This is a genomic window from Ruegeria sp. YTSA072 (genome assembly GCF_059610285.1).
Genome location: NZ_JBXWNI010000001.1, coordinates 828,121 through 854,932, shown reverse-complemented (window position 1 = coordinate 854,932; position 26,812 = coordinate 828,121). Strand labels below are relative to the sequence as shown.

The 26,812-nt window shown below is 54.1% G+C and carries 28 protein-coding genes and 2 tRNA genes; 15 read left to right on the top strand and 15 right to left on the bottom strand.

Annotated features, from left to right (window positions below):
• Window positions 1-287 precede the first annotated feature (287 nt).
• Window positions 288-1,460, top strand: coding sequence for a tyrosine-type recombinase/integrase (locus tag AC2FIB_RS04210; RefSeq protein ID WP_496841767.1), 1,173 nt, complete (start codon window positions 288-290; stop codon window positions 1,458-1,460).
• On the opposite strand, the gene AC2FIB_RS04205 is transcribed toward AC2FIB_RS04210, so the two are convergent.
• Window positions 1,457-1,768: a hypothetical protein gene (locus AC2FIB_RS04205; RefSeq protein ID WP_496841766.1), complete on the bottom strand. Its 312-nt coding sequence runs from the start codon at window positions 1,766-1,768 to the stop codon at window positions 1,457-1,459. The genes AC2FIB_RS04210 and AC2FIB_RS04205 overlap by 4 nt on opposite strands.
• A 564-nt stretch (window positions 1,769-2,332) precedes the next feature.
• On the opposite strand from AC2FIB_RS04205, the gene AC2FIB_RS04200 reads away from it, so the two are divergent.
• The 3 genes from AC2FIB_RS04200 to AC2FIB_RS04190 all read left to right on the top strand — a co-directional run bounded on the left by AC2FIB_RS04200 (window position 2,333) and on the right by AC2FIB_RS04190 (window position 6,964).
• Window positions 2,333-2,809, top strand: coding sequence for a hypothetical protein (locus tag AC2FIB_RS04200; protein ID WP_496841765.1), 477 nt, complete (start codon window positions 2,333-2,335; stop codon window positions 2,807-2,809).
• 1,786 nt (window positions 2,810-4,595) lie between these two features.
• A complete protein-coding gene (locus AC2FIB_RS04195) occupies window positions 4,596-6,029 on the top strand; it encodes an AAA family ATPase (RefSeq protein ID WP_496841764.1) in 1,434 nt (477 codons plus the stop codon).
• Entirely contained in the window at window positions 6,026-6,964 is a 939-nt protein-coding gene (locus tag AC2FIB_RS04190; RefSeq protein ID WP_496841763.1) for a DUF4435 domain-containing protein, read from the top strand. The genes AC2FIB_RS04195 and AC2FIB_RS04190 overlap by 4 nt, the downstream gene beginning before the upstream one ends.
• A 407-nt stretch (window positions 6,965-7,371) precedes the next feature.
• Here the strand turns inward: AC2FIB_RS04190 and AC2FIB_RS04185 are convergent, their stop codons facing one another.
• The 6 genes from AC2FIB_RS04185 to AC2FIB_RS04160 all read right to left on the bottom strand — a co-directional run bounded on the left by AC2FIB_RS04185 (window position 7,372) and on the right by AC2FIB_RS04160 (window position 11,476).
• On the bottom strand, window positions 7,372-7,731 hold the full coding sequence (locus tag AC2FIB_RS04185) for a hypothetical protein (RefSeq protein WP_496841762.1): 360 nt from the start codon (window positions 7,729-7,731) through the stop codon (window positions 7,372-7,374).
• A gap of 12 nt (window positions 7,732-7,743) precedes the next feature.
• Window positions 7,744-9,153, bottom strand: a complete 1,410-nt coding sequence (locus AC2FIB_RS04180; RefSeq protein WP_496841761.1) for a phage major capsid protein — start codon at window positions 9,151-9,153, stop codon at window positions 7,744-7,746.
• Complete coding sequence (locus AC2FIB_RS04175) at window positions 9,134-9,340, bottom strand: hypothetical protein (protein ID WP_496841760.1); 207 nt, start codon at window positions 9,338-9,340, stop codon at window positions 9,134-9,136. The genes AC2FIB_RS04180 and AC2FIB_RS04175 overlap by 20 nt, the downstream gene beginning before the upstream one ends.
• On the bottom strand, window positions 9,340-9,654 hold the full coding sequence (locus AC2FIB_RS04170) for a hypothetical protein (RefSeq protein ID WP_496841759.1): 315 nt from the start codon (window positions 9,652-9,654) through the stop codon (window positions 9,340-9,342). Before AC2FIB_RS04170 ends, AC2FIB_RS04175 begins: the two co-directional genes overlap by 1 nt.
• Window positions 9,651-10,211, bottom strand: a complete 561-nt coding sequence (locus AC2FIB_RS04165) for a hypothetical protein (protein WP_496841758.1) — start codon at window positions 10,209-10,211, stop codon at window positions 9,651-9,653. The genes AC2FIB_RS04170 and AC2FIB_RS04165 overlap by 4 nt, the downstream gene beginning before the upstream one ends.
• A 263-nt stretch (window positions 10,212-10,474) precedes the next feature.
• Complete coding sequence (locus AC2FIB_RS04160) at window positions 10,475-11,476, bottom strand: AraC family transcriptional regulator (protein WP_496841757.1); 1,002 nt, start codon at window positions 11,474-11,476, stop codon at window positions 10,475-10,477.
• 271 nt (window positions 11,477-11,747) lie between these two features.
• On the opposite strand from AC2FIB_RS04160, the gene AC2FIB_RS04155 reads away from it, so the two are divergent.
• From AC2FIB_RS04155 to AC2FIB_RS04140, 4 genes are all read left to right on the top strand, one after another.
• Entirely contained in the window at window positions 11,748-12,074 is a 327-nt protein-coding gene (locus AC2FIB_RS04155; RefSeq protein ID WP_496841756.1) for a hypothetical protein, read from the top strand.
• An 81-nt stretch (window positions 12,075-12,155) separates the two neighbouring features.
• On the top strand, window positions 12,156-12,473 hold the full coding sequence (locus AC2FIB_RS04150) for a hypothetical protein (RefSeq protein ID WP_496841755.1): 318 nt from the start codon (window positions 12,156-12,158) through the stop codon (window positions 12,471-12,473).
• Between the two features lie 44 nt (window positions 12,474-12,517).
• Window positions 12,518-13,036 carry a YbjQ family protein gene (locus tag AC2FIB_RS04145; RefSeq protein WP_496841754.1) on the top strand — a complete coding sequence of 173 codons (519 nt, stop codon included), beginning with the start codon at window positions 12,518-12,520 and terminating at the stop codon, window positions 13,034-13,036.
• Entirely contained in the window at window positions 13,036-13,449 is a 414-nt protein-coding gene (locus tag AC2FIB_RS04140; protein ID WP_496841753.1) for a hypothetical protein, read from the top strand. The genes AC2FIB_RS04145 and AC2FIB_RS04140 overlap by 1 nt, the downstream gene beginning before the upstream one ends.
• 81 nt (window positions 13,450-13,530) lie before the next feature.
• On the opposite strand, the gene AC2FIB_RS04135 is transcribed toward AC2FIB_RS04140, so the two are convergent.
• Together AC2FIB_RS04135 and AC2FIB_RS04130 are read right to left on the bottom strand one after the other, a co-directional pair.
• A tRNA-Asn gene (locus AC2FIB_RS04135) sits at window positions 13,531-13,605 on the bottom strand.
• A gap of 77 nt (window positions 13,606-13,682) precedes the next feature.
• Window positions 13,683-14,597, bottom strand: a complete 915-nt coding sequence (locus AC2FIB_RS04130) for an MBL fold metallo-hydrolase (protein ID WP_496733392.1) — start codon at window positions 14,595-14,597, stop codon at window positions 13,683-13,685.
• A gap of 44 nt (window positions 14,598-14,641) precedes the next feature.
• Between AC2FIB_RS04130 and AC2FIB_RS04125 the strand changes: the two genes are divergently transcribed.
• Window positions 14,642-15,961, top strand: coding sequence for an ATP-binding protein (locus AC2FIB_RS04125; protein WP_496733390.1), 1,320 nt, complete (start codon window positions 14,642-14,644; stop codon window positions 15,959-15,961).
• A 113-nt stretch (window positions 15,962-16,074) separates the two neighbouring features.
• Window positions 16,075-16,335 (top strand): hypothetical protein, encoded by a 261-nt coding sequence (locus AC2FIB_RS04120; RefSeq protein ID WP_058271760.1) that lies wholly within the window; start codon window positions 16,075-16,077, stop codon window positions 16,333-16,335.
• A 908-nt stretch (window positions 16,336-17,243) separates the two neighbouring features.
• Here the strand turns inward: AC2FIB_RS04120 and AC2FIB_RS04115 are convergent.
• A tRNA-Ile gene (locus tag AC2FIB_RS04115) sits at window positions 17,244-17,320 on the bottom strand.
• Window positions 17,321-17,427: 107 nt separating this feature from the next.
• Here AC2FIB_RS04115 and purM point away from each other — a divergent pair.
• The 3 genes from purM (at window position 17,428) to rnd (ending at window position 20,341) form a co-directional block, all read left to right on the top strand.
• Window positions 17,428-18,474 carry a phosphoribosylformylglycinamidine cyclo-ligase gene (purM, locus tag AC2FIB_RS04110; RefSeq protein ID WP_496733388.1) on the top strand — a complete coding sequence of 349 codons (1,047 nt, stop codon included), beginning with the start codon at window positions 17,428-17,430 and terminating at the stop codon, window positions 18,472-18,474.
• On the top strand, window positions 18,471-19,067 hold the full coding sequence (purN, locus tag AC2FIB_RS04105; protein ID WP_496841752.1) for a phosphoribosylglycinamide formyltransferase: 597 nt from the start codon (window positions 18,471-18,473) through the stop codon (window positions 19,065-19,067). Before purM ends, purN begins: the two co-directional genes overlap by 4 nt.
• A 116-nt stretch (window positions 19,068-19,183) precedes the next feature.
• A complete protein-coding gene (rnd, locus tag AC2FIB_RS04100) occupies window positions 19,184-20,341 on the top strand; it encodes a ribonuclease D (RefSeq protein ID WP_496733385.1) in 1,158 nt (385 codons plus the stop codon).
• 6 nt (window positions 20,342-20,347) lie between these two features.
• On the opposite strand, the gene AC2FIB_RS04095 is transcribed toward rnd, so the two are convergent.
• A complete protein-coding gene (locus AC2FIB_RS04095; RefSeq protein ID WP_496733384.1) occupies window positions 20,348-20,872 on the bottom strand; it encodes a hypothetical protein in 525 nt (174 codons plus the stop codon).
• Window positions 20,873-21,011: 139 nt separating this feature from the next.
• On the opposite strand from AC2FIB_RS04095, the gene AC2FIB_RS04090 reads away from it, so the two are divergent.
• Window positions 21,012-21,422, top strand: coding sequence for a SufE family protein (locus AC2FIB_RS04090; RefSeq protein WP_496733383.1), 411 nt, complete (start codon window positions 21,012-21,014; stop codon window positions 21,420-21,422).
• A 3-nt stretch (window positions 21,423-21,425) separates the two neighbouring features.
• Here the strand turns inward: AC2FIB_RS04090 and AC2FIB_RS04085 are convergent, their stop codons facing one another.
• The 3 genes from AC2FIB_RS04085 to AC2FIB_RS04075 form a co-directional block, all read right to left on the bottom strand.
• Entirely contained in the window at window positions 21,426-22,094 is a 669-nt protein-coding gene (locus AC2FIB_RS04085; protein WP_058271927.1) for a DUF1638 domain-containing protein, read from the bottom strand.
• A gap of 75 nt (window positions 22,095-22,169) precedes the next feature.
• A complete protein-coding gene (locus AC2FIB_RS04080) occupies window positions 22,170-22,796 on the bottom strand; it encodes a Hint domain-containing protein (RefSeq protein ID WP_496733381.1) in 627 nt (208 codons plus the stop codon).
• A 566-nt stretch (window positions 22,797-23,362) separates the two neighbouring features.
• Complete coding sequence (locus AC2FIB_RS04075) at window positions 23,363-24,061, bottom strand: corrinoid protein (protein ID WP_058271755.1); 699 nt, start codon at window positions 24,059-24,061, stop codon at window positions 23,363-23,365.
• Window positions 24,062-24,361: 300 nt separating this feature from the next.
• Here AC2FIB_RS04075 and AC2FIB_RS04070 point away from each other — a divergent pair, with 300 nt between their 5' ends.
• Window positions 24,362-25,426 carry a PA0069 family radical SAM protein gene (locus AC2FIB_RS04070; protein WP_496733379.1) on the top strand — a complete coding sequence of 355 codons (1,065 nt, stop codon included), beginning with the start codon at window positions 24,362-24,364 and terminating at the stop codon, window positions 25,424-25,426.
• 57 nt (window positions 25,427-25,483) lie between these two features.
• On the opposite strand, the gene gltA is transcribed toward AC2FIB_RS04070, so the two are convergent.
• Window positions 25,484-26,779, bottom strand: a complete 1,296-nt coding sequence (gltA, locus tag AC2FIB_RS04065; protein WP_108858508.1) for a citrate synthase — start codon at window positions 26,777-26,779, stop codon at window positions 25,484-25,486.
• Window positions 26,780-26,812: the final 33 nt, after the last annotated feature.

The window sequence follows — 26,812 nt, the reverse complement described above, 5'->3', positions numbered from 1 at the left end:
TGAAACCATCATCCCGATGGATCAGAGGCCGATGATGCACTAACAATCAACTTGGACCAGTCAGATGAGGCTGCTCATTTGGCTCCGGCGGTAGGGATCGAACCTACGACCAATTGATTAACAGTCAATCGGTCGGCGTGATTCCCCTTATTTCGAAAACATTCAAATCCTCTTTTAAATCCTTATTGTTTAAACTAAAAATCTAATACGGAATAGGCGAGCAATATCGGGCAGATACGCGGCACATCCCCGAAATAGCGAGTTATTGGGACGCATAAGGGACGCAAATGTTTACAGAGGAATATCTCAGGCACCAGCTACCGGCCAAAGGCAGATCGACTTGGCGGGACGCAGACTTTCCGGGGCTGGAATTGGAAGGCCATAAGAAGCGGGCGAGTTGGTACATCCGACATCGGATCAACGGCAAGCGGGTCAAAGACCGTATCGGGACTTGGCCCGCACTCGGCCAAAAGGACGCGCGGGACGCGGCCAAGACGGTCGTACAAGTCGCGGCGATGAGAAACGCGGCGGGCGGAAACGCGCTGGATGCGCGAACAGAGCGCCGAAAGGCAGAAACAGACCTCCGGGCCAGCGAGACCCTAGAACAAGCGCTCACCGCCTATGCCAGCAGCCGTCTCGCGGGTTTACGGTCAGGGGGTCATGCAGAGAAAACGATCCGCAACGTCTTTCGTCGCGCGCTGCCTCGACGCATCGCGGACATCACGGAAGCCGACGTGATCGAACTGGTGGACGAGAAACGGCGCACGGCTCCATCGACCGCAGACCTAGCCGTCCGGTACGCCAAACCGTTCTGGGGCTGGATCGCACGGACGGGCAGGGGGCCGGCACATCTACAGCAGGAGAAAGTTCGGCAGACGCGCAAACGCGAGCGCACCCTGTCGACGCGAGAATTGGGCGCGATTGCGAACGCCCTAGAAGCGATGGGGCCAATCGTTCCGGCTCTGATGGTCAGAACGATGATCGGCACAGCCGCCCGTGCCAGCGAAGTCGCTTGGATAGAACGGTCCGAGATCGAACTGGCCGAATGGCTTTGGACGCAGCCAGCCAGCAAGAACAAATCCGACCGGGTTCATATGGTTCCTTTGAACGACTACGCGGCGGCGGCAATCAACGCGGCGATGATCCAATCTAACAATGAACTGATCTTTGCCGGGAAGACCGGGAAAACACCATTCTCAGGATGGTCAAAGTTCAAGCCGAAATTGGACGAAATTTCAGGTTTATCCGGCTGGACCTTTCACGACCTCCGTAGAACCTTTGCCACGGTCGCCGCAGATAACGGGGTCGATCCGCACGTCGCAGATCGGTGCCTCAATCACTCTGGGTCTGGAACAACATCAACAGTCGCGCGCATCTACCAGCGATCCGAGTTCTTGGAACAGCGCAGAGAGGCAATGAATATCTGGAACGACGCGATAGAGCGGGCAAAGGCGCATTAACCTTCGCGGCAAACCACATCGGCAACGGTTTCAGTGTCAATTCCCTTAAAGCGGGCCGCGCCTAGCTTGCCAATTGTCATACCCACCGCCAGTGGTTCTCCCGCATCATCAAATGCAATACACTGCAAACTTACATCCTGATCAGCCGCGATTAGTTCCGCCACTGTATCGCCAAGTGAGTCACCGTACCACCGAACTACTTTTACACCGTCAGCTGCTTCAATCGTGATTGTCTTATCATCTGCCGCTACTGTCTGCGCCGTGAGCGGGCTTGCTAGTAGAGCAGCCGCAATTGCTAGTCTAATCATTTAAACGTCCCTCCCTTGGTATTTCGAGACTGCCGCCATTGAATCCGATGGTACAGAAATATTTCAGGAAATTTGCCAAACGTCCTTTGATAGTCGCAGGAACAAAGATAGAACTGAGGCTATGAAGAACTGGCCGCGAACTATTCCGTATGATCTGCGTTGCAAGCTGGAAGGGCTGCGCGAATACCGCAGTCAAAAGTCGAACGCGAACTGCACGAACACAACTGCATAAACTGCTTCGAGAAATTCACGGCAAAGCGGGACGACGCAAAATACTGCTCCGCCAAATGCAGGGTCGCAGCAGACTGGGCAGCGAAGCAAGGCAAATCGAGATGCCGGGTCTGTATCGAATACTTCGACGCCAGACAGCGGAACGACAAGGAATGCTGCTCAATCGAATGCCGGGAGGAATTCGACAAGCGGCAGGCAACCATAAAGAGCCTGAGAAGATACAGGCGACAGAAAACAAACTGATCGGATACTTAGCTTTTAAGTGTCTAACCAATAGGTGGACACTAAGCTTATTAGTGTCAAATAGTGGATAGACAGATAGAGGGGAAATGGATGTCACGAGGACTAGGAAAAATCCAAAGAGAAGTGCTGCAAGCGCTGATCGAAAACGACCACGGAATCGGAGACGACCCGGACAGCGCTTGGTTGGGCGACTACACGCGAAACGCGGACGACGCGCATTGGGTAAGCGTCAAGAAGCCAGACATGCACCAAATAGCAATGATGAATACGCGACTGCTGACCGTCAAAGAGATCATCAGAGCGATGCGACACGGAGACGAATGGGACATCGACCAAGAAGACGAACTGTTCAAGAGCAAGACCGTCCACCGAGCTCTCCGCGGATTGGCAGACCGGGGGCTGGCAGGGCGAATGCCCAAATACTTCCTGATAACAGGAGTGCAGACATACGGCAGCTTCGTCACCGGGGGCGGAGAACCAAAATCCAAATCGGACATGATGGAAGGCGCATCGGTCAAAGTGCCGGGTTGGTACGTGACGCCAGAGGGCCGCAAGGCGCTCAAATAGCCGTGATCGCCCCAAGGTTGAGCAAATTTGCCTAAATCTCCGGCGCAGATTTTCCCACCCTTACGCAGTAAGGGGAGCCGGTGGGCCAGCAGACCGGCAAACCAGCAAAGACCCGGCTTTGCAGGCCGCCGAACTGCCGGACCCCGGCAAAGTTTCGGCGCTCCTGCGGCCTCTGAGCGGCTCTTTGGTTTTCTAGCTAGAAACCAAGTAATACCTGCGGCGGAGCGCAGCGGGTGTAGGATCAGATCCTGTCAAACGGGAAAATTTCGTAAGTTTATGCGAAAATATACTAACGCTTATACGTATATCTGTAGGTATATTAGCTTAAAACATTGATAAATAACAAGAATACTAGACGGGCTTGATTTTATCCGCTTACCTAGAAAAGACGACGGCGACGGTCTTTGTAGGACCAGCCGCCTTCACGGACGTCAGATTGGTATTTGGAGCCACCAAAACGTCCGATTGGAGCATACCGCAAAGACGGGCAAATCCACAAAGTTCCAATGCTTACCGGGGTCTAAGGAATCTCGGCGGTATCAGAGGGACCGTGTCGAAATCCCCCCAGAGGCCCTGCTCGCAGCCTAGCGGAAATATCGCGGGAAAACTTACAAACCCAAATCCCCGGTACGGTGCGCCCATTCCCATCCGGGGTCCACGAGAACGGAAACACCGTTTTGGTCGTATGTCGTTTCTCGCGCCTAAGTCGGATGACAACCGATATGGAGCGAGAGTAGCGGATCAGCCACCAAGAGGCTGGGCAAGGCAGTCGGGAAACCGATTGGGGCGGCTTTCAAGGTCGTCCGGGGACAACCGAGTATTGGCCCGGTAACGGGTAGGCATAGTCAGCCTCCACGATAAGACCCCTAAGTCTATCTCGTGGCAAGAAAGGGCAAGGGGTCCGAAAGCCTATAGGCTAAATCGCTAAACCATTATACCCAAACAATAATCTTGTCCGGTTCCGAATATTTCGCATAGAGTGATCCTGATGCTGATCGAAGTAACCCGCCTGCGTCCTGTGGAGCCTTGGCGGTCCCACAACTTAGCGGTCGGACGAAAAGACCAGCATCGACAAGGGCTCTGTCGAGTTCTTCGGCCTTCTCCGCTAGGGCCAATCCATCCCGGTTTCCCTTCCAGAGCGGCCGGGATATGTCGGTCCCGGTTTTGGTCGCTCCTTGGCCTTGTGTTAACCGGGACCAATACTTCCTGTGTGTGTGGCTTAGTTGTTTGCCGCTCGGGTCTTTAATGTCCGCTTCTCGGACTTTGCTGCCATTCTCTGTAGATGCAACATTTGGAGCAAGGCTGAGGATGGCCACATAGCAGACCTTCGTCGCGATTGCAGCACCGGTCATCGCTAACGGCGGCTTTGCGAAGAAAGCGTGTTTTGCAAAATTGGAGCTAGAAAAGTGCAATGAAGGGTGCGACCAGCCAGAAGCGCATAATTCGTTTCCTCACTAAGTTGGAATAGTGGTCCTTCGGTGCAGCCGCCTAGAACGCAAATAGTGTTCCGCATTCCGGTCGCCGCCGACTCACAGCGTTCCTTTCATCAGACTAAGACAGAGAGAGACCGCTGGACCGTTCTAGTGTAATCGGGTCGCATAGAAAGCCCGAATAACGGGAGACCTTTCGTACCTACCGCTGCCGCAAATCTCCCAAGACTTGCGTCATGAGCCACAGTCAGAGGCAACTAGAGCCTTTCACACATTGACAGCGAGTAAGAATAGGTTGGAGAAGAGAAGGAGAAGTGTAACGACTAATCAGAACGAGATGAGGGCGGGCAAACACCATGAAGATAAGATACTTCGAAGTCAAAGGTCTCTTCGGTGAGATTGACGTCGCCATTCCAATTACGGATAATAAGTTAGTTTTGGTGGGGTACAACGGTATTGGCAAGAGTACAATACTTAATCTTTTTTATTACTTAATTAGTCGGCAATGGCGCAAGATTGTAGAGCAGGATTTCTATAGCATATGTATTGCCATCGAAGATCTGGAGGAAATTGAAGTCCTTAGAACGGACATTCAGGCATATATTGAGATCCAAATGGACAGGCGCAGAATTAGTGGTCGAAGGAGGTACTCCGGTAAAGCCTTTGACCAAATTCTAACGTATATTTCTCAAAACTTTTCAGAAGATTCAAATCGGTGGAAGCACGACCGCACTCATTCAAAAACACGAATTGAAAGATATCGGGTAATCGAAGACATCGCGTCAGAGTTTTCAATGTCCTTGAGTGCTGCTGATGAAGTGTATAGTTACTATGTATCGCGTGCGCAGAAAAACCTTCCACTTTTTGACGAAGCGACTTCCGTAGTTCAAGAACTTGAGGCTGTCATAGACAGCAACTTGGGTGGACGAATTCTTTATCTTCCGACATATCGCAGGATTGAAAGGGATGTTAAGGACGTCTTCCCGGAGTTTGAGGAAGAAATTAGAAGAAAGCTGCAAACGAGAAGGGGGAAGCCAAGCGCTGGCGCACATATCGAACTCGTTGAGTTCGGTATGGATGATGTGGCGGATAAGATAAGACAAAGGCTTGAAAATATTCGTGGTTATGCACTTTCACAGGTAAATAGCCTTACTGGCCGCTACCTACGGGACGTGATTAGAAATGAGGCATCAGAGTTTTCTAGTGAAATAACACAAGTGGATCAATCGACCTTAGATGCGGTTCTGGAGAAAATTGATGATGAGACGCTGACTGAAGAGGATAAAAGATCACTTTATGGAGTAGTTGACAAAATCAATGCAGGCGTAAAGCTTGAGGAGAATGAAAAGTACATTGCTCACTACGTAACGTACCTAGCTGAAGTTGGAAGAAATATCTCCAAATTGGAGCGATCAGTTCAACATTTTGCCAGTGTCTGCAATTCGTATCTTTATGGAAAGAAATTTCTTCTCGATAACAAAGGGTATAAGCTTGTAATAAAAAGAGAATCAGGCAGAGATGTTGATCTTGAGCAGCTTTCTTCTGGCGAGAAACAAATTGTCAGCTTGTTCTCCCATTTGTTATTAGACGATGTATCCACAAACTACATAATTATTGACGAACCGGAGTTGTCACTTTCCGTTGATTGGCAGCAGCGTTTTCTTGAAGATATCGCGAATACGCAGAGTTGCGAATTGATTTTTGCGGTCACGCATTCCCCATTTATTTACGAAAATGCTTTGGATGATTATGCAGTCGATCTTTTTGAGTGTGAGGTTGGGCGCGAATGAGTTATTTGGAGAGAATGAGGGAGCGCCGAAAAACACCTCATGCATCTTGGCACAAGATCAGAACAACAATCGAAACAGACAGGTTCGACTTCTTTGCCGCATTTGAAGGTGAGGAAGATGAGGAGTTCTATTCGAGCTATATATATCGACGGGATAGAAATTTGAGGATTTGCCCTTTGATTTGTGACGGAAAGGGAGGCCTTCTTGCTCTACACGATATAGTACGTGAGAAATACAAGGGGCTGCGTAATGTATTCTTTTTTGTCGACTCGGATCACGATGAATTAATCGGTCAAAGCCTTCCCAGCGAGAACTGTTTTTCGACGGATGGCTATTCTTTTGAAAGCTATGGCCTCTCCGAAGAAGTGGTGGTGAATCTTGTTGAGCGTAATTTCAGCCTGCATCCAACAGACCCAATATTAAAGGATGTTGGTGAGATCGTTTGCGATGCAATGAGGAAATTTTGCCGCCGCGCACGGACAATAATGACATATGTGATTCACTTGAGGCGGATGGACATAGCTGTAAAAGTTGAAAACTTGCATTTCTACAAGTTTTTTGATTTCGGCGACGATAGGATAAAACTAAGGAAATCTTCTCTAAGGTTCATTTCCGAAAATGCAGATGTTAAAGAGGTTGTCTCAATTGGTGACCTTTTAGCGACTGCTCGTGAAGTTCGAGATCTTGAAGACAAATGCATTATTAGAGGGAAGATGGTCGCTCAATTTCTGATAAAGTTTCTCAAGTGTTTTGCTAGAACGCTTCCGAATAAAGAAAAAATTAACGGAAAGAAATGCGCAGTACGTGTCGAGTTGAGCGGGGCAAACTATGCCCAACAGATCTCAAGTGTTGTGCCGGAATCTAAGGGGCTCTCGCAGTTTCTTGACCAAATTATCACTGAAGCCACAGGCGCTCCGCCTGCGTACCTTGTTTGACCATAACTTGGGCTGTCAATTTGAACTTTTGGCCGGTGGTGAAGGACTACATATAGATACCCTTCCGTTAGCGTCAACCAGCTGATTTGCTGCTTAGTATGCCGATCCGTGCAGCGGCTCCCATACGCTAGCCAAGTTCCTTTGACTACCTAGCTGCTTGAAGCACCGTTGAAAGTATTCTGCGAACACTTGTATTCAGTGATCCTAGTCGGTGGATTGGCCGCTTTCAGTGTGACGGATGCAAGATTTCACGTCGGCAGAATCATTTACGCCCGGCTGTGTCTATGACCGCTTCGGGCTGCGACCTGCTGATTGCATACGCAGCATCCAGATGGCTCGGCAATGGCGGGTATGGGCTCAAAGCAGCTATTAGCTGTGCAGCGGCACGCAACGGTCGATCCAGACGTCTACTTTGAAATAAACACTGGAGCAAACTGAGCTTTTTGTGACCTAGCATCTTGAAGTAGTTTCTCCGCTTTTACCTTCCCATAAGCAGCAACAAACGCCTTAGCCGCGTTGTAGTAGGTGGATGCGTTGGTCCCGAAGTCCTTGGGCGAGTTCCAGCCCCGGTAATGAACCGTCGCCCGGTCAGGGACGCCCCAATCCGCCAGCAGCAGGCCAATCGCTTCGCGCAGGTGTTGGCTCCGAAGCGTGACCGGCTGTTCTTGGTTTAGGGTGACTTGCGCGACGCCCGCGCCTTTCGAGACCACCGAGACGTGGACCGGATCACCGGGGATAACTCGAACCTTCTGCGTTGTTCCGTACATATCAGCCGCTCCTTATGTCCAAGTCCGGTCCAAGAAGGCGACGTGGCCGCTGTCCAGCATCCCCCATGAGATGCCATCGAAGACCGTCCGAATTGCAACCGCGTTGGTCTGGAAGAGGCTGCGAACTTCAGCAGGACCGCCCGTAACCGTCACAGCGTCGCTGACGTTGACAGAGCCGGGTGGATCGACGTGATGATCACCAGCAACCGAATGGGTCATCTTCGGGTCTGCCCCTTCGGCGTTGACCATAACCAGCGTTGCAGTCGAAGACTGATCGACCATTGGGACAGGCAGGGCCACGTTCATCGCGTCAGCGTTCACTATGATAATCCGGTTCGTGGCGACGTGGCCGGATGCGATGTAGGGAATGCCAAGAAGAGTGCCATTCCGCATTTCGTCCCGGTACAGGTAAACGCCAGTGTCCCGAACCATCATCAGGGCCAGTTCGGTTTCAAAGCTCATCAACAAGACCGGAGTGCGGGCGCGAGCCTTCACCATCTCGGCAAAGAGCAGCTTAATATCCGCATCCGGGTCTGCACCCGCCGTCAGGGGCGTTACTCCCCTCAGAAGGCCAGCAGGAGACGTCGCTGCATGTGCCGCGTCGGTAGACAGCAGCTTTTCGTCAATCGCCATCATCGTATCGTCAAAGATCAGGCTGCGAATGAGGTTTTCGATATTCTCGACCGACGTTTGCGCCAGTTCCTCAGAATAGCTGCTGATCGCCGCCAGCTTATAGCGCATGAACGACGTCGCTGAGAGTGTGGTGGTAATGTGCGGAATGGTCGAATTCTCGGTGATCCACGCAGCGCGCATTTCACCCCGGTTCGCTTCCCGGCGCACCGGCACGGTCAGCGCGTTATTCGGGCCAAATTCCATCGGCGTCGCGTATCCGCGAGAGATCAGAGCGCCAAGAACGCTGATATGCGCCTGTTCGCCCCAGAAGCCCAGAAGATCGGTATTCACCAGTTCAGCGGCCCAGCCAATATCGGTTGTGGTGCCAACGGCGGTGCCGCTCTTTGCCATGCCGTTTGCGATCTTGCGCACAAGGACATTCTCATCGCCCGGACGTAGCTGGTTGATCACTGTACCAACGCGGGCTTTCTTCGTCCGGCGCAGGTACTCAGCGGTCGCCGCAACGACAAGGCAGTCCGATAGCTGCGGACGCTTGACGATGGCCTTGGGTTGAGCCGGTTTTTTCTCCACCAGTTCGGCGCGGAGAACCGGCTGCTTGGCTTCAAGACGTTCCAGCTTCGCTACGATGGCAGGAAGCGCTTTGCGGGCTTTCTCACCTTCGATCAGATCGGCCTGCATTACGTCCCACGCGGACGCCAGAAACGCGGCTTCCGCCTTCTGGTCAAACCGCCTCTTGGTGCCGTCGCTAACCGTATCAGGCAGGTACATATCACTGGGTCGCTTGTTCATTCTCTTTCTCCAATTCGATCATGTTTGCGCCTGCGAGATCAGACAGGATCAGGGCCAGAACCTCGTCCACGCGGGCATGAATGGCCGAGTTATCGACGGGCTTGCCGTCTCTGCCGTTCAAAACGCCTTCAAGGAGCGCCTGAGAGGCTATGCCGTGTAAGGCTTGGTGAAGGGTTTCGACGTCCATCAGCGGGCCTCCGGTGTCAGGAAGCCGTCGATGGCTTGGCCTAGATCGGCCTCAGCACGGTCCTGCTCGGCGCTCAACGCCTCTTCCAGCGTCTTCACGCGGGCGATGACCTCGTAAACCTTATCTATGATGGTCTTGTTGGCTTGGCTCATATCCCAGATCGTCGCCGGAGTTTTTTTCATATAGGCGATGGCTTCGGCGTTGGGCTTGCCGTCCTTGGCCGATTGAATCGCCTCGGCAGACAGCTTTTTAGGATTAGAAGCGGGCTGCGCCGGGGCCGGATCGGCACGAAACGGGTTACTGAGTTCAATCATCGCTTGTTCCTCTGTTTGGCCGCATTCGCTCGGGCCTGATATTCGCGCCGGATCGGCTTGACTGACGGGTGGTCCTTTTCCCAACCGGCTTTAGGAAGGGCGTCGAGAAAGCGCCCCAGAAGCGCGGTTGCCTTGAGATCGTCCTCCGCTCCGTCGAGACGGTCTTGCGCCTGCTCAGCGGCGCTATTTGCGCGGCCTGCGGCGTCCTTTAGACGAGCGGCTAGGCGCAGACGTCGGCCCATAGGAACGCCGAGACGAATGCACCTAGCCGTGAGCCGGTCCAAGAGGCGGTTTGACAGCGACCCCGTGTTCCCGACGTGCAGGGCGGTAGAGGCGCGAGCAAATTCCCCTCCAACCGTCTGCGTGTGATCTGCCGCCGCTTTGGCCGCGTCCAGACGGCGCTCAAAGTCGTCAGACAGCAGAATTCGTTCAGAACGCGCGTCTTCGTCGCCGTTCTGCTCGTGTTTCGATAATTCAGAGAGGGTTTGCCGCGTGTATCCCGTGCGCTTGGTAACTTTGCGGGCCAGCGTCGGCGCTGTGTTCGGATGTATTCTCATGTGCGGTCCTCTTCGTAGGTGGACCGATGATAGCTGAATACGGGTTTAAAGGCGAATAAGTCTTATTGCCTAACTAATTGAGTTTAATAGCTAAATAACGGTTTTAATTCCCATTATTCGTATTTTTTAGATAGTTAGATCAGATTATTCGGGTATATTTGCTAAAATATTTTTTTTGGTTTAAAGGCTTATTCCGAGAAAACCGGAGGGCGGGGGTTACGGCAGGAGACCCGAAGTTTGCAATCCGCCCCCGTCATTAGAACCTAGGCGGATTGGCGATATGCACTCGGAGTTTCACCGGTCCACCTTTTGAATGCAGTCGAGAAAGCGGCAGAGTCCGCGTAGTCCAGAATGAATGAAATTTCGGAAACGTTGATGCCATCTTTCAAATACGTTTTGGCGAGATCACACCTTAGCTCGTCAACGATTTCCCGGTAACCTATGCCTTCCTCATTCAGCTTTCTCGCAAATGTCCTTTTGCTCATACCAAGACAGGAGGCAATTTCTTCTGCTGGCAGAATTCTTCCCGGTAACCCGTTGGAAAGCAGCGCTTCAATTCTTGATCGGAGACCGGGTTTCTCGTTAGGGACTTGGCTCAACAACTGCTCGCCGAACTTCATCAGGTGCTTTCTTAGGCGGGGTTCGTAGGTTGGAATAGGCAGATCCAGAACAGAGAGGGGCAAAATAACCTCTATGTTCTCGGCGCCAAAGGACAGCGGAAACCCAACAATTCTTTCGAGCTCACGCGGCGAGTGTCTTTCGTGCTTAAATCGAGCCTCCACTGGGTAGAAATCGACCCCAGTGAGCGATCGCATCCGAGAGATTGCTCCAAATACAGCGAACTCGGTGTGCCGGTGAAACTTCGCGAAGGTCGCGTCCTTATAGGACACCACGAAGGAACAATAGTTGCTAGAAATGTTCAGAGTATATGAGAAAGCGGGATCAATTAGAGTTGAAAACCTCGATGTGTTCCGGATCGCTGCCTCAAGGCTCTTTGAGTATTTTGCAATATAGCCCGTTAAAGAGGCAGACTCCTTAAAGGTGAGACCTGCCTTGGCTCCGAAAGTGTTGTCCCGGAGCTCATCGCAGGCTGCTCTTACGAACTCTGCTTCCTTTAAAGCAAGCACCTCTTCGACGTTCGGCGCGATATCATCAATTGACAGCCCGGCTGTATGAAGAACTCGCTCCAAAGATGATTTGCCGTCCGAAATAGAATTGAAGACATCTATCAGATGGCTCAAACGAGAACTGTCAACCTTAGTCATCGCGCGATCATTCCCTTAGAACTGACCAAAACACTCGTCGTCATCGTGGCGGCGAGACTTTGTGTGTTGTGGTTTAATAACAATTTTCGGCATTGTTAACGTTTCAGAGAAAAGCACAGTAAAACAAACGTCTATTGATGCTTTTTCAGCAACAAATAAATCTAATTTGGCAAAAAGTATAAATTCAACGGCAACCTTTAAAAATCAGTGAACTGCTCGCTTGCCTAGGTTGATTGCTAAGAAAAGCATGAACAAGGAAAGGATCGGAAAAATGAAAAAAGTTGTTGTCGCTACGGCCCTGTTGGGCGGCACATTGGTATCGGCTTGCGCGCAATCGCCGTCTGCCATCGCACCAGTAAGCATGGCTGGCGCATACAGTAATGCGTCGTGTTCACAGGCAGCAAATATCTTGCACCAAGAGCAGACACGCCTAGCAGCGCTGTCGAGCAAGCAGGAAGGCGCAGTTGTAGGCGACGCCGTAGGCGTCTTTCTAATCGGTGTCCCGGTATCTAGCCTGTCCGGAGCGGACGTCTCAGGAGACATCGCGGCCACCAAAGGCAAGGTCTTAGCGCTGCAAGCCAAGCTGACTAATTGCTGATGCCATAGTTTCAGATTCAGTCGAAATCGCGCGGCACTTAAGTGCGGGCGTCGCGCTATGCAACAAGTAAGGATCTAATCAATGACATTCGCAGTCATCATCTGGCTCGCCTGTGGCATAGGAACAGCAGTGCTAGCAGCATCGAAAAACCGTGACCCCTTTGGCTGGTTTCTGATCGGTGCAGCGGGTGGCTTCATCGCTCTGATCGTCGCAGCCGGGATCACGGCGCGCTCAGAGACTCGTATGGTGGACTCAAGCCGAGGGTGCGGCGCCCCCATCCGCCACACAAAAACCGGATGCTGCCACTCATGCGGTGACGAACTAAACAAGTACGCAGTGAACGGCGAATGCCGCACCTGCCGGAGCCGCCGCGAATTCAACAAGCGTCACCTGAAATAAAAAGATCTGAAACGTTTTTTGCACAGCTTAAGGGGATCGAACCAATGAAATGCAAAGAATGCGGCACGAAAGTCAGCTTCCTCAAGCAAGTGAGCGGGTACTGCGTTGAGTGCCACCTCGACCAAATCGCAATCCAAAGCAGCGGAGCGCCAAGAGAAGTCCGCCAAATCGAGATCGCAGAGCGCGAAGAACAAAAGCGCGCGGTCCAAAGCAAAGCGGTGCGAATGATCGTTACCACTGAGACGGCGCACAACCTGACGGTCGCAGAACGCCTCGGCATCGTTGCCGGCGAGACCGTCTTGGGCCTCAACGCATTCAAAGACCTCTTCGCAGACACGCGGGGATTGGTCGGGGGCAAGTCGAAGACAATGCAGACCGCGATGAAGGACGCGCGCGAGCAGGCGATGGAAGACCTCAAGGCAGAAGCCGTGGCGCTAGGCGCAGACGCGGTGGTCGGCATCAGCATCGAATACAACGACATCGGCGGTAGCGGAAAAATGATGATGGTCGCGGCGACCGGCACGGCAGTAAAACTGGCCGGAAAAATGGCGGAGGCAGCGTAATGAGGCTGATCGCCACCACCATCGCAGCCGCATTGATCGGCGCCAGCGCAATCGCAGACGTCTCCGAGAAAGACGTGCGCATCTGGAAAGACTACATCAGATGGTCACAGCAAGCCTGCGAGAAGGGCGACAAGGACCAAGCCGCAGACTACCTCAAGAAAGTCTCCAAGGAAGCGAACACGCCAGAGGCGGTCAGCCTGATCGAAGACGAACTGGTCGAGTTGAACGAATGCCACCAAGGAGCAGGGGCCATCCTCCGGGTCGCAGAGATCAAGAAAGACAACCGCACCTTCAAAACTGAACTGGCATTGCGGATCAAAGACGCCTGCTATGACGTGGTAAAGTCAGACCCGCTGCGCGCATACACGGACCAGACCTGCGTCGAAATCTTCAAGGTCCACGGATTGCCGTAGAAACGCACTCTTTCCGGGGACGCATACGGGACGCAAGCCGCCTTTCAACGGGCGGCTTTTTGCGTAACCTATTGGAAAGATTGGCTCCGGCGGTAGGGATCGAACCTACGACCAATTGATTAACAGTCAACTGCTCTACCGCTGAGCTACGCCGGAACTGAGGGGCGTATAACAATCCCATATTTTGCCGTCCAGAGGGGAACTGCATCAAACGGAAAGAAAGTTTCGTTTGGTCACGTCTGCCTTGAAAATTTTGCATCCACCGATAACGTTCCGGGTGTGTAAACTTGAGATTTTCTATAAAGATCAACAAGATGGGCGAGCACGTTGCGCTCGGCCGCTGGCAAAAGCGCGGCTGGCGTGTCGGTGTAGATGCGCTCGGCAAGTTGGCGGGCGGTTCTGGGCTGCTCCTCCAGCGCCGCCAGTATCTGCGCTTCGCGGGACAGCCGGTGAGTGATCAGCCAATCCAACCGTTCAGAAGGGTTGGTGATTTCCGCACCGTGACCCGCGTGAAACACGGCCCAATCCCGCGCACGCAACCTGTGGCACGCCTGCATAAAGTCTGTCAGGTCCCCATCCGGTGGAGAAACCAGCGAGCTGGCCCATCCCATGACATGATCGGCAGTAAAGCAAACATCACCCCAACCCAGCGCGATATGATTGCCCAAGTGACCAGGCGTATGGATGACCTCAAGCTGCCAGTCATCGCCCGCAATAATCTCACCATCTGCCACCTCGATATCCGGGCGGAACGCGGTGTCGATTCCTTCGCCACCTCCGGCCAGACCCTGCCGCGCCAGTTGCGCCATCACTTCGCTGCGTCCGGCCTGCGGTCCGCCAAAGGCCAGAATCGGCGCGCCGGTGCGTGCTGCCAATGGTGCCGCAAGCGGCGAGTGGTCCAGATGGCTGTGCGTGACGATAATATGGCTGATCCGTTGCTCCGGCTGCACCGCATCCAGAATCGCTTCAAGATGAGCATCGCTCAAAGGACCGGGATCAATGACCGCCAAATCACGTTCTCCCAAAAGGTACGTGTTCGTACCGCGATAGGTCATCGGGGACGGATTCGGGGCCAGTATCCGCCGCAGCCCGGGTTGTAAGTCGATCGCCAGACCGGGGGGCGGGTTGAAATCGTCAGGCGCCTGCATTCTGAGCTCTTTCTCTTGGCGGATCAGCCCGTTAGGTTTAGCGCATGTTCAGTCGATGGCTCAAACAATATATGCCGCGCAGCCTGTATGCCCGGGCAGCACTAATTCTGGTTCTTCCGGTTGTCGTGCTGTTGTTGGTGGTTGGAATTGCTTTTTTGCAAAAGCATCTCGAGGACGTCACCGCGCAGATGACCGAAACCGCCACGCGCGAAGTGACCTTGGTCCTTGAAACCATGCAAGAGGCCGAGACCCAGCAGCAGGCGCTGGCAGCGATACGCCCGGATTTGTCGGTGCTTGATATGAAAGCCCGTTTTGTTGATGCCAATCAAGACCCTGAGACGGACAGGCGTCGGTGGTACGATTTTATCGCACCACAGGTCGAATACCATTTGCGAGCGGGGCTGCCCGATCTGGTCGCGGTGGCTTTGCCTTCGGGTGATGAAGCTCGGTTGTATCTTGAAACCGATCTGGGGCTGCTTCAACTGACCATAGATCGCCGCCGCCTGTCGCCCACGGCGCCGCATCAGTTGATTGTGACCATGATGTTCTTTGCCGTTGTGATGACGACGATCTCATTCCTCTATATGCGCAATCAGCTGCGGCCTATTACTCGCCTTTCTGACGCTGCGCAGGCCTTTGGTCGGGGCAGGGTGGTGCCATATACGCCGGGGGGCGCAATAGAAGTGCGCACCGCTGGCAGTGCCTTTCTGGAAATGCGGGCTAGAATCGAGCGACAGATGGAGCAGCGCACGATGATGCTCTCGGGTGTAAGCCACGACCTGAGAACACCGCTGACGCGTCTGAAACTGGGACTTTCCATGTTGCCCGAGGATGAGGCGGCACCGCTGAAACAGGACGTGGACGAAATGCAATTGCTGCTGGATGCGTTCCTTGATTTCTCACGTGGTGTCGCCGAGGGGCCAGCCGAGGCGATCGAACCCGCAGTGTTGTTGCGTCAGATCGTCGAAGACGCGCGCCGGGCAGGTCATCAGGCCGAATTAGTCTCAGTTGAAGGTGACGGCACGGCGATGCTACGCCCCATGGCCATTCGCCGCGCGGTCGAAAATTTGATTGGCAATGCGGTGCGATATGGCAACCGAGCCGAGGTCAGCCTGTCCCTGACGCCCAAAACCATGCGAATTCGGGTCGAGGATGACGGGCCAGGCATTCCGGTAGAGCAGCGCACTGAGGCTGTAAAACCGTTCTCGCGTCTTGATCCCGCACGCAACCAGAATCAGGGCAGTGGCGTTGGTCTTGGGTTGGCGATTGTTGCGGATATTGCCCGCGCACATGGCGGTGTTCTGCGGCTTGGTAAAAGTGACAGGCTGGGCGGTCTTTGCGCAGATATCATTGTTGGGCGATGATTTTGGTAGGACCGGAATTCATGATTTATGTCGCAGCCACAAGCGGCGCGCATAATTTTTCTTTGGTCTAAAGCACCGATCACCCCGTACAACCTTTAGAATGGGAGGAAGTCATGACCAATAGTTTCGACGTGAAATCATCGTGGGTATCGGTAATGGATGAAACAAAAAACCCACTAAAAAAATACTCTCTATCCACAGCGCACATGCTGATGCAGATGTTGGCATGGATGTGGAGCGCAATCTTCTCGCTGATGGTTGGTAGCTATTTTGTTTTCGGTGTAACCGCATTGGGCCATTTGCTGCTGATCGGCGGGTTGTTTGTCACCTTGGCAGTTTTCCAAAAGGCTGAAGCGACAGATCCTGAAGCGTAAAGTTACCTCCTCATATTAGACCGAACGGCTTTACCCGGGGTTTTTTGGTCCAATTCTTGACCCGCTCCGTATCGCCTTCACTACCCCAACTGCCTCCCGCGTTGTTTGTAACGGTTTCCCTCCAAACAACGCGGGTTTTTTGGAGCGGGAATGAGTGGCTACCCTGGTGTTTAACGGGGTGTAACTCCCCCATTAGACTTGAGGCGCATTTCTATCGTAACGTTACAGAACGTCTTTTGCGGCATAGGTTTAGGTATGGACAACACTGTATTGTATTTCTTGGTTGGTATATTTGTCGTTGGGCTCCTGACGCTTGGATATTACTCAAAAAGCAGTGGTGCATTAATCTCGATTGTCATCATAGTCGGCGTTTTGGGTGCGATGGTTGGATACTTTGGTGGATACTTCGGAGAACCTCCAAAGTAGGTAGGGACTTAAATTGGAGGTTTGCCGGTGCTCTTTGTCTTTGAAAGCTCTTTACAATCAAAAAACGGCACAAAAAAAACCAGCTTCGCGGTCCGAGTGAGCGGAGGGGTCGCGAAGCCGGTCAATTTCCTCCTACTGGGTGCGGGTCGGAGGCTGGGATGCACATGTATGGGACGTGCAAGATCATAAAAACATGAATTTACAAGTTTTGCTAAATGGAAATGGGATAGCCAAAAACCCATTCGAATAGGTGATATATCCAAAAGTATAGAATGCGAATTTGTCAATTCTCTTGAATATACCAAGTGGCACTTCCGCTTGAGCGGGGATTCCGTACTCTAGGGGCATGAATAAGGTTAAGAGTTACTGGGCAATCCTGCAGATTTAGAAGAATGCATCTATGTTTGGGCAGGACAGTAGAAACACCATGCATCGCTGGTCTGGCAAGCATCTGAAACTGATAACAATGTACAATTAGACGGTGGTAGGCCCGGCAGGACTTGAACCCGCAACCAAAGCGTTATGAGCGCTCTGCTCTAACCAATTGAGCTACAGGCCCGCCTGAGCGCTTTGAGTACCATGGTGAACAGCCGCGTCAAGCCTGACCGTTGCAACAAGTCGCACAATCGAATAACCCGCGCGGGAACCATTCATAAGGGGCTGGCCATGACCACGGGCAAGAACGGAATCACCTATGCCGATGCAGGCGTTGATATTGATGCGGGGAATGCCCTTGTCGACCGGATCAAGCCGGCCGCAAAACGCACCAACCGCTCAGGTGTGATGAGCGGGCTGGGCGGATTCGGCGCTCTGTTCGATCTGAAGGCCGCTGGTTACCAGGACCCGATTCTGGTTGGAGCTACTGACGGAGTGGGCACCAAGTTGCGCATCGCCATTGATACCGGCGTGGTCGACGGCGTGGGCATCGACCTTGTGGCCATGTGCGTCAACGACCTGATCTGTCAGGGTGCTGAGCCGCTGTTTTTCCTGGATTATTTTGCAACCGGCAAGCTGGATACCGACACGGCCGCGCGGATCATCGAAGGCATTGCTGAAGGCTGTGTCCAATCCGGTTGCGCTTTGATCGGTGGTGAAACTGCGGAAATGCCCGGCATGTACCCGGATGGTGATTTCGATCTGGCCGGGTTCTCGGTCGGTGCGATGGAGCGTGGTGCGCATCTGCCGGCCGGCGTTCAGGAAGGCGACGTGCTTTTGGGGCTGGCGTCGAACGGTGTGCATTCCAACGGCTACTCGCTGGTTCGGAAACTTGTCGAAATTTCGGGCCTTGACTGGGATGCAGCATCCCCGTTCAGCGACGGTTCTCTGGGTGAGGCGCTGCTGACCCCAACGCGTCTGTATGTGAAACCTGCGTTGCAAGCAATCCGGGCAGGGGGCGTTCATGCACTGGCTCATATCACTGGCGGTGGCCTGACCGAAAACCTGCCGCGCGTGTTGCCCGAGGGGCTGGGCGCCGAGATTGACCTGAATGCATGGGACTTGCCGCCTGTATTTCGCTGGATGGCGGAAACCGGTGGAATCGTCGAGGCCGAGATGCTGAAAACCTTCAACTGCGGCATTGGCATGATCGTCGCGTGTGACGCGGATCGCGCGGATGATCTGGCGGCGTTACTGGCCGACGCGGGCGAAACGGTTGCGCGGATCGGCACTGTGACCGGGACAGCGGGCATGGCCTATTCGGGCACCCTGTTGTGATCCACAAGCGCGTCGCAATTCTGTTCTCGGGTGGGGGTTCGAACATGGTGTCGCTGGTCGACAGCATGACCGGCGATCACCCTGCGCGGCCTTGTCTGGTTTTGTCCAATGATGCGAATGCGGGTGGCCTGACAAAGGCGGCAGAGCGCGGCATTCCGACCGCATCGGTGGATCACAAACCGTTCAAGGGCGACCGCGCCGCGTTTGAGGCCGAGTTGCTGAAACCGCTGGAAGAGGCGCAACCCGATATCGTTTGCCTTGCAGGGTTCATGCGCGTTCTGACCGGTGATTTCGTTTCGCGCTTTCAGGGGCGGATGCTGAATATCCACCCTTCGCTTCTGCCGAAATACAAGGGTCTCAATACCCACGCGCGCGCTATTGAAGCCGGAGACGCAGAACATGGATGTTCGGTCCACGAAGTCACCGCAGCTTTGGATGACGGACCGATCCTTGGGCAGGCGCGGGTGAATATTGAACCGCGTGATACGCCCGAGGGATTGGCCGCCCGGGTGCTGGTATGGGAACACAAACTCTACCCTACAGTGTTGCGTCGTTACGCCAGTGGGGATCGGACTCCGGTGTTGCTGCCCTGAACGTCTCAGGATGATTTACACCCGCGTCAAATTCATCCTATGGTCCGCAATACGGCTGGGTACGGAATGAAACTGATAATCGGCCGCACAGAACAAGAGCAAGAACAGCACCGCGCATGAAAACCCTGACGACGACGCAAGAGCTGGCCGAATTCTGCAAGGCCGCGGCGGAATATGACTATGTCACCGTAGATACCGAGTTTCTGCGCGAACGGACTTACTATTCAAAACTCTGTTTGGTGCAGCTTGCGGTTCCATCTGATGATGAAGGCAGTGCCGTTCTGGTGGACCCATTGGCTGATGGCCTGTCTCTGGACCCGCTTTATGACCTGTTTCGCGATGAAAGCGTGGTCAAAGTGTTTCACGCCGCGCGGCAGGATCTTGAGATTTTCTGGGTCGAGGCGTCCGTGTTCCCGCAACCTCTGTTCGACACCCAGGTCGCCGCGATGGTCTGCGGCTTTGGCGAGCAGGTGGGCTACGAGACCTTGGTGCGCAAAATCTGCAAGGAAGGCGTCGACAAAACCTCGCGCTTTACCGATTGGTCACGTCGGCCACTGACAGATGCGCAAAAGACTTATGCCTTGGCAGATGTCACGCATTTGCGGCAGATCTACGAATATCTTGCGGCCCAGTTGAACAAGTCGCAGCGCAGCCATTGGGTATCCGAAGAGTTGCGCGCCCTGACGCAGCCCGGAACCTACGATATCCGTCCCGAAGATGCATGGAAACGGGTAAAAACCCGGACGAATTCGGCCAAGTTCCTGGCCGTCGTGCGCGAGTTGGCGCAGTTTCGCGAAGCCTATGCGCAAGAGAACAACGTTCCGCGCAGCCGTGTGTTCAAGGATGACGCCCTGATCGAGCTTGCCTCAACCAAGCCGAAAACGCCATCGGATCTCGGCGGTTCGCGTTTGCTGCTGCGCGAGGCACGCAAAGGCGAGATTGCCGATGGTATTCTGGCGGCGGTGAAAAGCGGGGTAAATTGCCCTGCCGATCAAATGCCGCGCGTCGATAACAGCCGTGACAAGCTAAAGATCAACCCGGCGCTTGCCGATCTGCTGCGCGTGTTGCTCAAGTCCAAAACCGAAAGCTCAGGCGTGGCGGCGAAGCTGATCGCAACAAGTTCCGAACTGGACCAATTGGCTGCGGGCGAGCGCAAGCTGCCTTCAATGTCAGGCTGGCGATTTGAGGTGTTTGGCGAAGATGCCCTGAAACTGTGTGACGGCAAGATCGCTCTGGCCGCCAAGGGGCAATCCGTACAAGTCGTGTCGCTTTAGCGACCGTTAGCGCCGCCGGGATTCCAATGTGTTCTGTTCGCCGCGAACGCGAACCAGACGGATGCTTCGCAGCTCGGCCCGGCCAACCGTAGTGGCGTCATTGACCTCACGCGATCTTTCGGAGCCCAGATTGGTTGCGTAGCTTGGGTAGCTGACTTCGAACGTGTATTCCAGAATGCCGTTTTTTTCGTTCTCTTCGCTTTCCACGCGGACAAGGCGCGCATTGTAAGCCCCCTGTCTTGAGGCCGTACCTTTGACATAGATGATTGCCCCAGTTGGTGTGGGGTCGATGCGTAGCTCATCTACCTTGGTTATGGCAAAGCCGATCACTTCCTTTTCAGGTCGCGAAAACAGGCCCGGGCCGTCACGCCCTTCGGGCACCAGAGCATCGGCTTCGTTTACGGATACTTCGGTAGGGGCGGGTGTACTGGACCCGAACCAATTGGTCGGGTTCACGCGCGACTCGCTCCAGCCGCTGCAGGCGGCCAGTGCCAGAGTGCTGACCAATAGAAGAGGTGTTGATTTTTTCATGGTCCCAAAGCCCAGAGAAGTATTTTCAGCAATGGGTTATCGTAAATTCCAAAGATTGAAAACCCACACCGGGGCTGGACAGGTGCCCAACAGAGGCATAGGTCACAAATGTGATCGCAACAAAAAGGACCGCTGCGAAATGGCAACGCCCGCCTTTGAGGAAATCGTCGAGGATTTTGAGTTTCTGGATGACTGGGAAGACCGGTATCGCCACGTCATCGATCAGGGCAAGGCGATGGAGCCGCTGGATGACGCGCTCAAAGTGCCGGCCACCAAGGTGCATGGTTGTGCCAGTCAGGTGTGGCTGCACCCCATGATCGACGGCGGTGTTTTCCGGTTCGACGGCGATAGCGACGCGTTGATCGTGCGCGGGCTGATTGCGGTGCTTCGGTCTTTGTACAATGACCTGCCCGTGGGCGAAGTCCCAAAGGTCGACGCGGGCGGTGAGTTGGCGCGCCTTGGGCTGAATGATCACCTTTCCGCACAACGCTCTAACGGTTTGCGGTCAATGATTGAGCGTATCCGCGAGGTCGCGCAAGAGAACGCCTGACGTTCAGGCCGTCGGCTTGCGGGTGGCCCACTCGGTCAGAGTTGTTTCAAGATCGCCATAGCCGGTGAAGCGTCGTTCAAACGTCAAACCCATGCGTTCGGCGCATTCCTGTGCGCGGGCCGTCAGGTCCGGGTCGTCTGTTTGGGCTTGATAGACAAGCTTGGTATAGTTCCCGAAATACATGTCCCGCAGCTGGGGGTGACGATCTAGGCCCAGCGGTTTCCACACAAAGGCGTCAAACTGTCGGGCCAGAAAATCTGTCAGATAAAAGGCCGTCGTTTCATCATCGCCATGGTCTTCAAAGGCTTGATTTCCTTCGAAAAAGGAATAGCAGTGCGGGCCTTTGATCATCTCAATGCCCATCTCCTTGCAGGCTTTCTGTAATAGGCCGCCGGTGCCACAGTCGGCATAGACGACGAAGATCTGGTCAAAGTTACCGCGGTGCTTGGCAACAGCTTCTTCGACGGCCTGCGTGATCCGTTCAGGGTGGACGTGCAGTATGGCGGGCAGGCAAGTCAGGGTCATATGATCCCAGCCGTTGCGTTTTTTCAGATGCAGGATTTCGCGCGCCAACGCACCGCATGCCAACAGCAGTATACCGCCTTGCCGAGTGTCTTCGGTATAGCCTTTTGTCGTCAGGCTTGCGTCATCTGGTGTGGTGTTCTGCTGCATCGTCAATTCCCTGAAGGATTGCAGCATCAAAGAATGAATGCCGGATCAAGGCAAGCCCGCTTCCGACATCCCGTGTCAGGCCACCGACGCACGCGTTTCAAAAGACTGAAGCGATGGGCGGGCAGGGGGGCCATAGGCGGTGATCCCGTGGCTGGCCAGTTCCGGAAACAGCGACAGGATCTCTTGCCGTGTTTCATGCTCAAAACTGTTCCACGCCTGGATTCCGGGGTGAAAGCTTTCGCTCAGGCACCCTTCGCCCCAGATCAGTTCGTGCTGATCGAACATTAGGTGATAATAGGTCACAAGACCGCCGGGCTTCATCACGATATCGCGGCCATTCACCAAATGCTTGGCAGGCGCAAGCGCCTCAGCGTGGCCCGTATGCAGCTCGACCCGCCAGTCGCTGATCAGCATCCTGTGCTGTTGCGAGACCAAGAGATCGCGATCATTGCCAAGCGCACCCGCCTTGATCAGCACAGGCGTGAACACGCCTGCGGCACGCGCGGTCTGAGAGCCAATCCAACGCAGTGTTTGCAACCCATGATCCAGCGTCGGAATTTTGTCACCCACGCGCAAATTCTCGACCTTGACCAGCCCACGATCAGTCTTGATTAGAGTGCCTGTCGTTAAACATCTGGCAATGTCCCATTCTTGCCGGTTCGAGTTTAATCCCGACGCGTCATCGGTTCTGACGCTGTTCAAAGTAAGAGATCTAATGCATTGGCGCTTCTAGCGCGGCCTGGTCCGTATTGTTTGAAAATTCAGGCACCAGAAAGGTGTTGCCGAATGCATCTTGGGCAATGACAGCGGCTATGTTGGCTGTTGTTCCGTCGACAAATGTGATCGTGGTATTAATTTCGATGGCCGCGTCAAATTCAGTTTGTTGACCGTCGATTGTGAAATCATCGAGGTCGACGGTCCCATTATTTTGGTAGGTTTGACCCGATTTCCGACAGAACTCCATACAACCGCGATGTTTAGAAGGGGGTCGCCGGGTCCGCCAAAAGTTTGTCCGACAAGGGCGTCTGCGTTTTCTGCTATGTTGTTGCCCTCAGTGGGGTCAATAATACAAAGTTGGCCAAGAAAAATAGCATTAAACGTCGTAGGCATAACACACCCAATAAGTACTCGTTAACATCACGTGCGTCACAACAGATTTGCACAATCACAATTGACAGCTATTGAAGCTTGAACTGCTAAACAAGCAGTTAACGACAAAAAAAACCGCCCCAGAAAGGGCGGCCATGATCATTTCCATGTTACCTGGCTCAGCCGGCAAGCTGGTTGTGCTTGCGCGAAACAAAGTCTTTGGCCGTTTCCACCGCCACAGCGGCGTCACGGCAATAGGCGTCTGCGCCGATGGCCTTGCCGAATTCCTCGTTCAGAGGGGCACCGCCAACCAGTACGATGTAATCTTCACGCCGTCCCTGTTCGATCAGCGTGTCGATGACCACTTTCATGTAGGGCATCGTTGTGGTCAGCAGGGCCGACATGCCCAGAATGTCCGGCTGTTCGGAATCCAAAGCTTCCAGATAGTTTTCGACCGGGTTGTTGATGCCAATATCCACGACCTCAAAACCGGCCCCTTCCATCATCATCGACACCAGGTTTTTGCCGATATCATGGATGTCGCCTTTGACGGTCCCGATCACCATCTTGCCGACACGCGGCGCGCCGGTTTCGGCCAGCAGCGGCTTGAGGATCGTCATCCCACCTTTCATCGCGTTGGCCGCCAGCAAAACCTCGGGCACGAACAGGATGCCGTCGCGGAAATCGTGGCCCACGATGGTCATGCCACCGACCAATGCTTTGGTCAGGATGTCATATGGTGTCCATCCGCGTTCAAGCAGGATGTTCACACCTTCTTCGATCTCTTCTTTCAGGCCGTCATAAAGATCGTCGAACATCTGCTCGACAAGTTCGTCGTCGTTGAGTTCGGACAGGACGATGTCTTCTTCATCGGACATGGGGCATTTCCCTGTGCTGGGCGGGCCATCGGCCCGTGGTGGCATTTTTTCCGTTTTGGCCATTTCGTCGCAGTTAGACTGTTACGATTGCGACCTTGGCAGTTCCGGGACCGACCTATACGTCAAATTGTTTGCGATCACGATGGAATTATCTGCAACAACATCCTGCAATCTGTTCACAACCGGGGAAAAACCGGGCGTCCAGGATCGGGGGCGAATAGGGCGGTTCGCGCAGTTTTCCTTGTCGCATGGCGATTCAGGGTCTATTGATTCCTGAGCGAGAACATAACGGGAACAAATATGCCTGCACTCAACATAAAGGCCCGCGGCGTGGCCAGCAATGAATCAGGCAGATTCGAACGCTTTGCGACCGAGGCCTGTGACGATGGCTGGGAGATGGAAGAGGAGCTTCCGACGCTCAGAACCGATGTCCGAGAAGAGGTAGCGCGCAGTGTGGTCACCTACAACCGATCGCCCGATCTGCCGTTCGACCGGTCGATCAACCCGTATCGCGGGTGCGAACACGGGTGCGTGTACTGCTTTGCCCGTCCGACACATGCCTATCTGGGATTATCGCCGGGATTGGATTTTGAAACCCGGTTGATCGCCCGGCCAAACGCGGCCGAGGTTCTGAGGAAAGAACTGTCCTCGGCCCGGTACAAAGTAGCAACCATTGCGATGGGAACGAATACCGACCCGTATCAACCGATCGAGAAACAGCACAAGATCACACGAGCTTGCCTGCAGGTCTTGCAAAAGTTCCAGCACCCAGTCGCAATCGTGACCAAAGGCGCGATGATCGAGCGGGATTTGGATATTCTTGCCTCCATGGCGAAACTTGGGCTGGTTCGGGTCGGTGTTTCGTTGACGACTTTGGACCCTGGCCTATCTCGGCGGATGGAACCGCGCGCGCCATCCCCCGAGCGACGGTTGGCAACGATCCGACGGCTGACCGACGCAGGTGTGCCAGTGCGCGTCATGACATCGCCTTTGATACCGGGTCTGACGGATCACGAATTGGAATCCATGCTGGAAGCCGGGCGAGACGCGGGCGCTGATTCCGCAACCTGGATCATGCTGCGCCTTCCGCGCGAAGTTTCTGCGCTCTGGCAATCCTGGTTGCAGCAGCATGAGCCGGCGCGGGCGGAAAAGGTCATGTCCAAGCTACGCGAGATGCATGGTGGTCGTGACTATGATCCGCGCTGGGGGCACCGCATGCGGGGTGAGGGAGAGTACGCCGGGCTGGTGGCCAAGCGCTTCAAGCTCGCGGTCAAACGTTTAGGGTTGGCCACAAAAACACCGCCGCTACGATGTGATCTGTTTTCCAGGCCCGCGCAGGCCGGGGATCAACTGACATTATTCTAAAACAAAAAAAAACGCCCCGGACGTGGGTCCGAGGCGTTTCGAATTTGTAACCGGCAATCAGCGGTTTTCGATATCCACGTAATCGCGGGTCGTTTCGCCGAGATACAGCTGACGCGGACGACCGATTTTGTTCTGTGGATCTGCGATCATCTCTTTCCATTGGCTGACCCAGCCAACGGTGCGCGACAGTGCGAAGATCGGTGTGAACATTGAGGTCGGGAAACCCATCGCCTCGAGGATGATGCCCGAGTAAAAGTCCACATTCGGGAACAGTTTCTTCTCGGCGAAATACGGATCTTCCAGTGCTTGCTTTTCCAGTGCCTTGGCAACCTGCAGCTTCGGATTGTTGTCGACGCCAAGCAGTTCCAGCACTTCGTCGGCTGATTGCTTCATAACCGTCGCGCGCGGGTCGAAGTTCTTGTAGACACGGTGGCCAAAGCCCATCAGGCGGAACGGATCGTTCTTGTCCTTGGCGCGGTCGATGTACTCCGGAATGCGATCGACGGAACCGATCTCTTCCAGCATTTCCAAACATGCTTGGTTCGCACCGCCATGAGCAGGGCCCCAAAGGCAAGCAACACCAGCCGCGATACACGCGAACGGGTTTGCGCCCGAGGATGACGCCAGACGCACGGTCGAGGTCGAAGCATTCTGTTCGTGGTCCGCGTGCAATGTCAGAATCCGGTCCATCGCGCGGCTGAGGATCGGATTGACCTCATATTCTTCTGCCGGCACGGCAAAGCACATACGCAGGAAGTTCGACGCGTAGTCCAGATCGTTGCGCGGGTAAACGAAAGGCTGGCCGATGTGGTACTTATAGGCCCAGGCCGCGATGGTCGGCATCTTGGCGATCAGGCGGTGAGAGGCGACCTCACGCTGATGCGGGTCGGATACGTCGGTCGAGTCGTGATAGAACGCCGACATTGCGCCAACGACACCCACCATGATCGCCATTGGGTGCGCATCCCGACGGAAGCCGCGATAGAAATACTGCATCTGCTCGTGCAGCATGGTGTGGCGCGTGATGGTGGTTTCGAACTGCTCAAGGTCTTTGGCTTGGGGCAGCTCTCCGTACAGCAGCAGATAGCATACCTCTAGGAAATGCGATTTTCCGGCCAGCTGGTCGATCGGATAGCCACGGTGCAACAGCTCACCTTTTTCGCCGTCAATATAGGTAATGGTGCTGTCACAGCTTGCGGTCGACGTAAAACCAGGGTCGTAGGTGAACACTCCGGCATCGCTGTACAGCTTACGGATGTCGATGACGTCAGGTCCAGCGGTCGGAGAATGAACCGGCAACTCGTACGTTTCACCATGGACTGTCAGAGTGGCTGTTTTATTGCTGTCGGTCATAGTGTCCCTTCCTCATTCTTACGCATGTCGAAT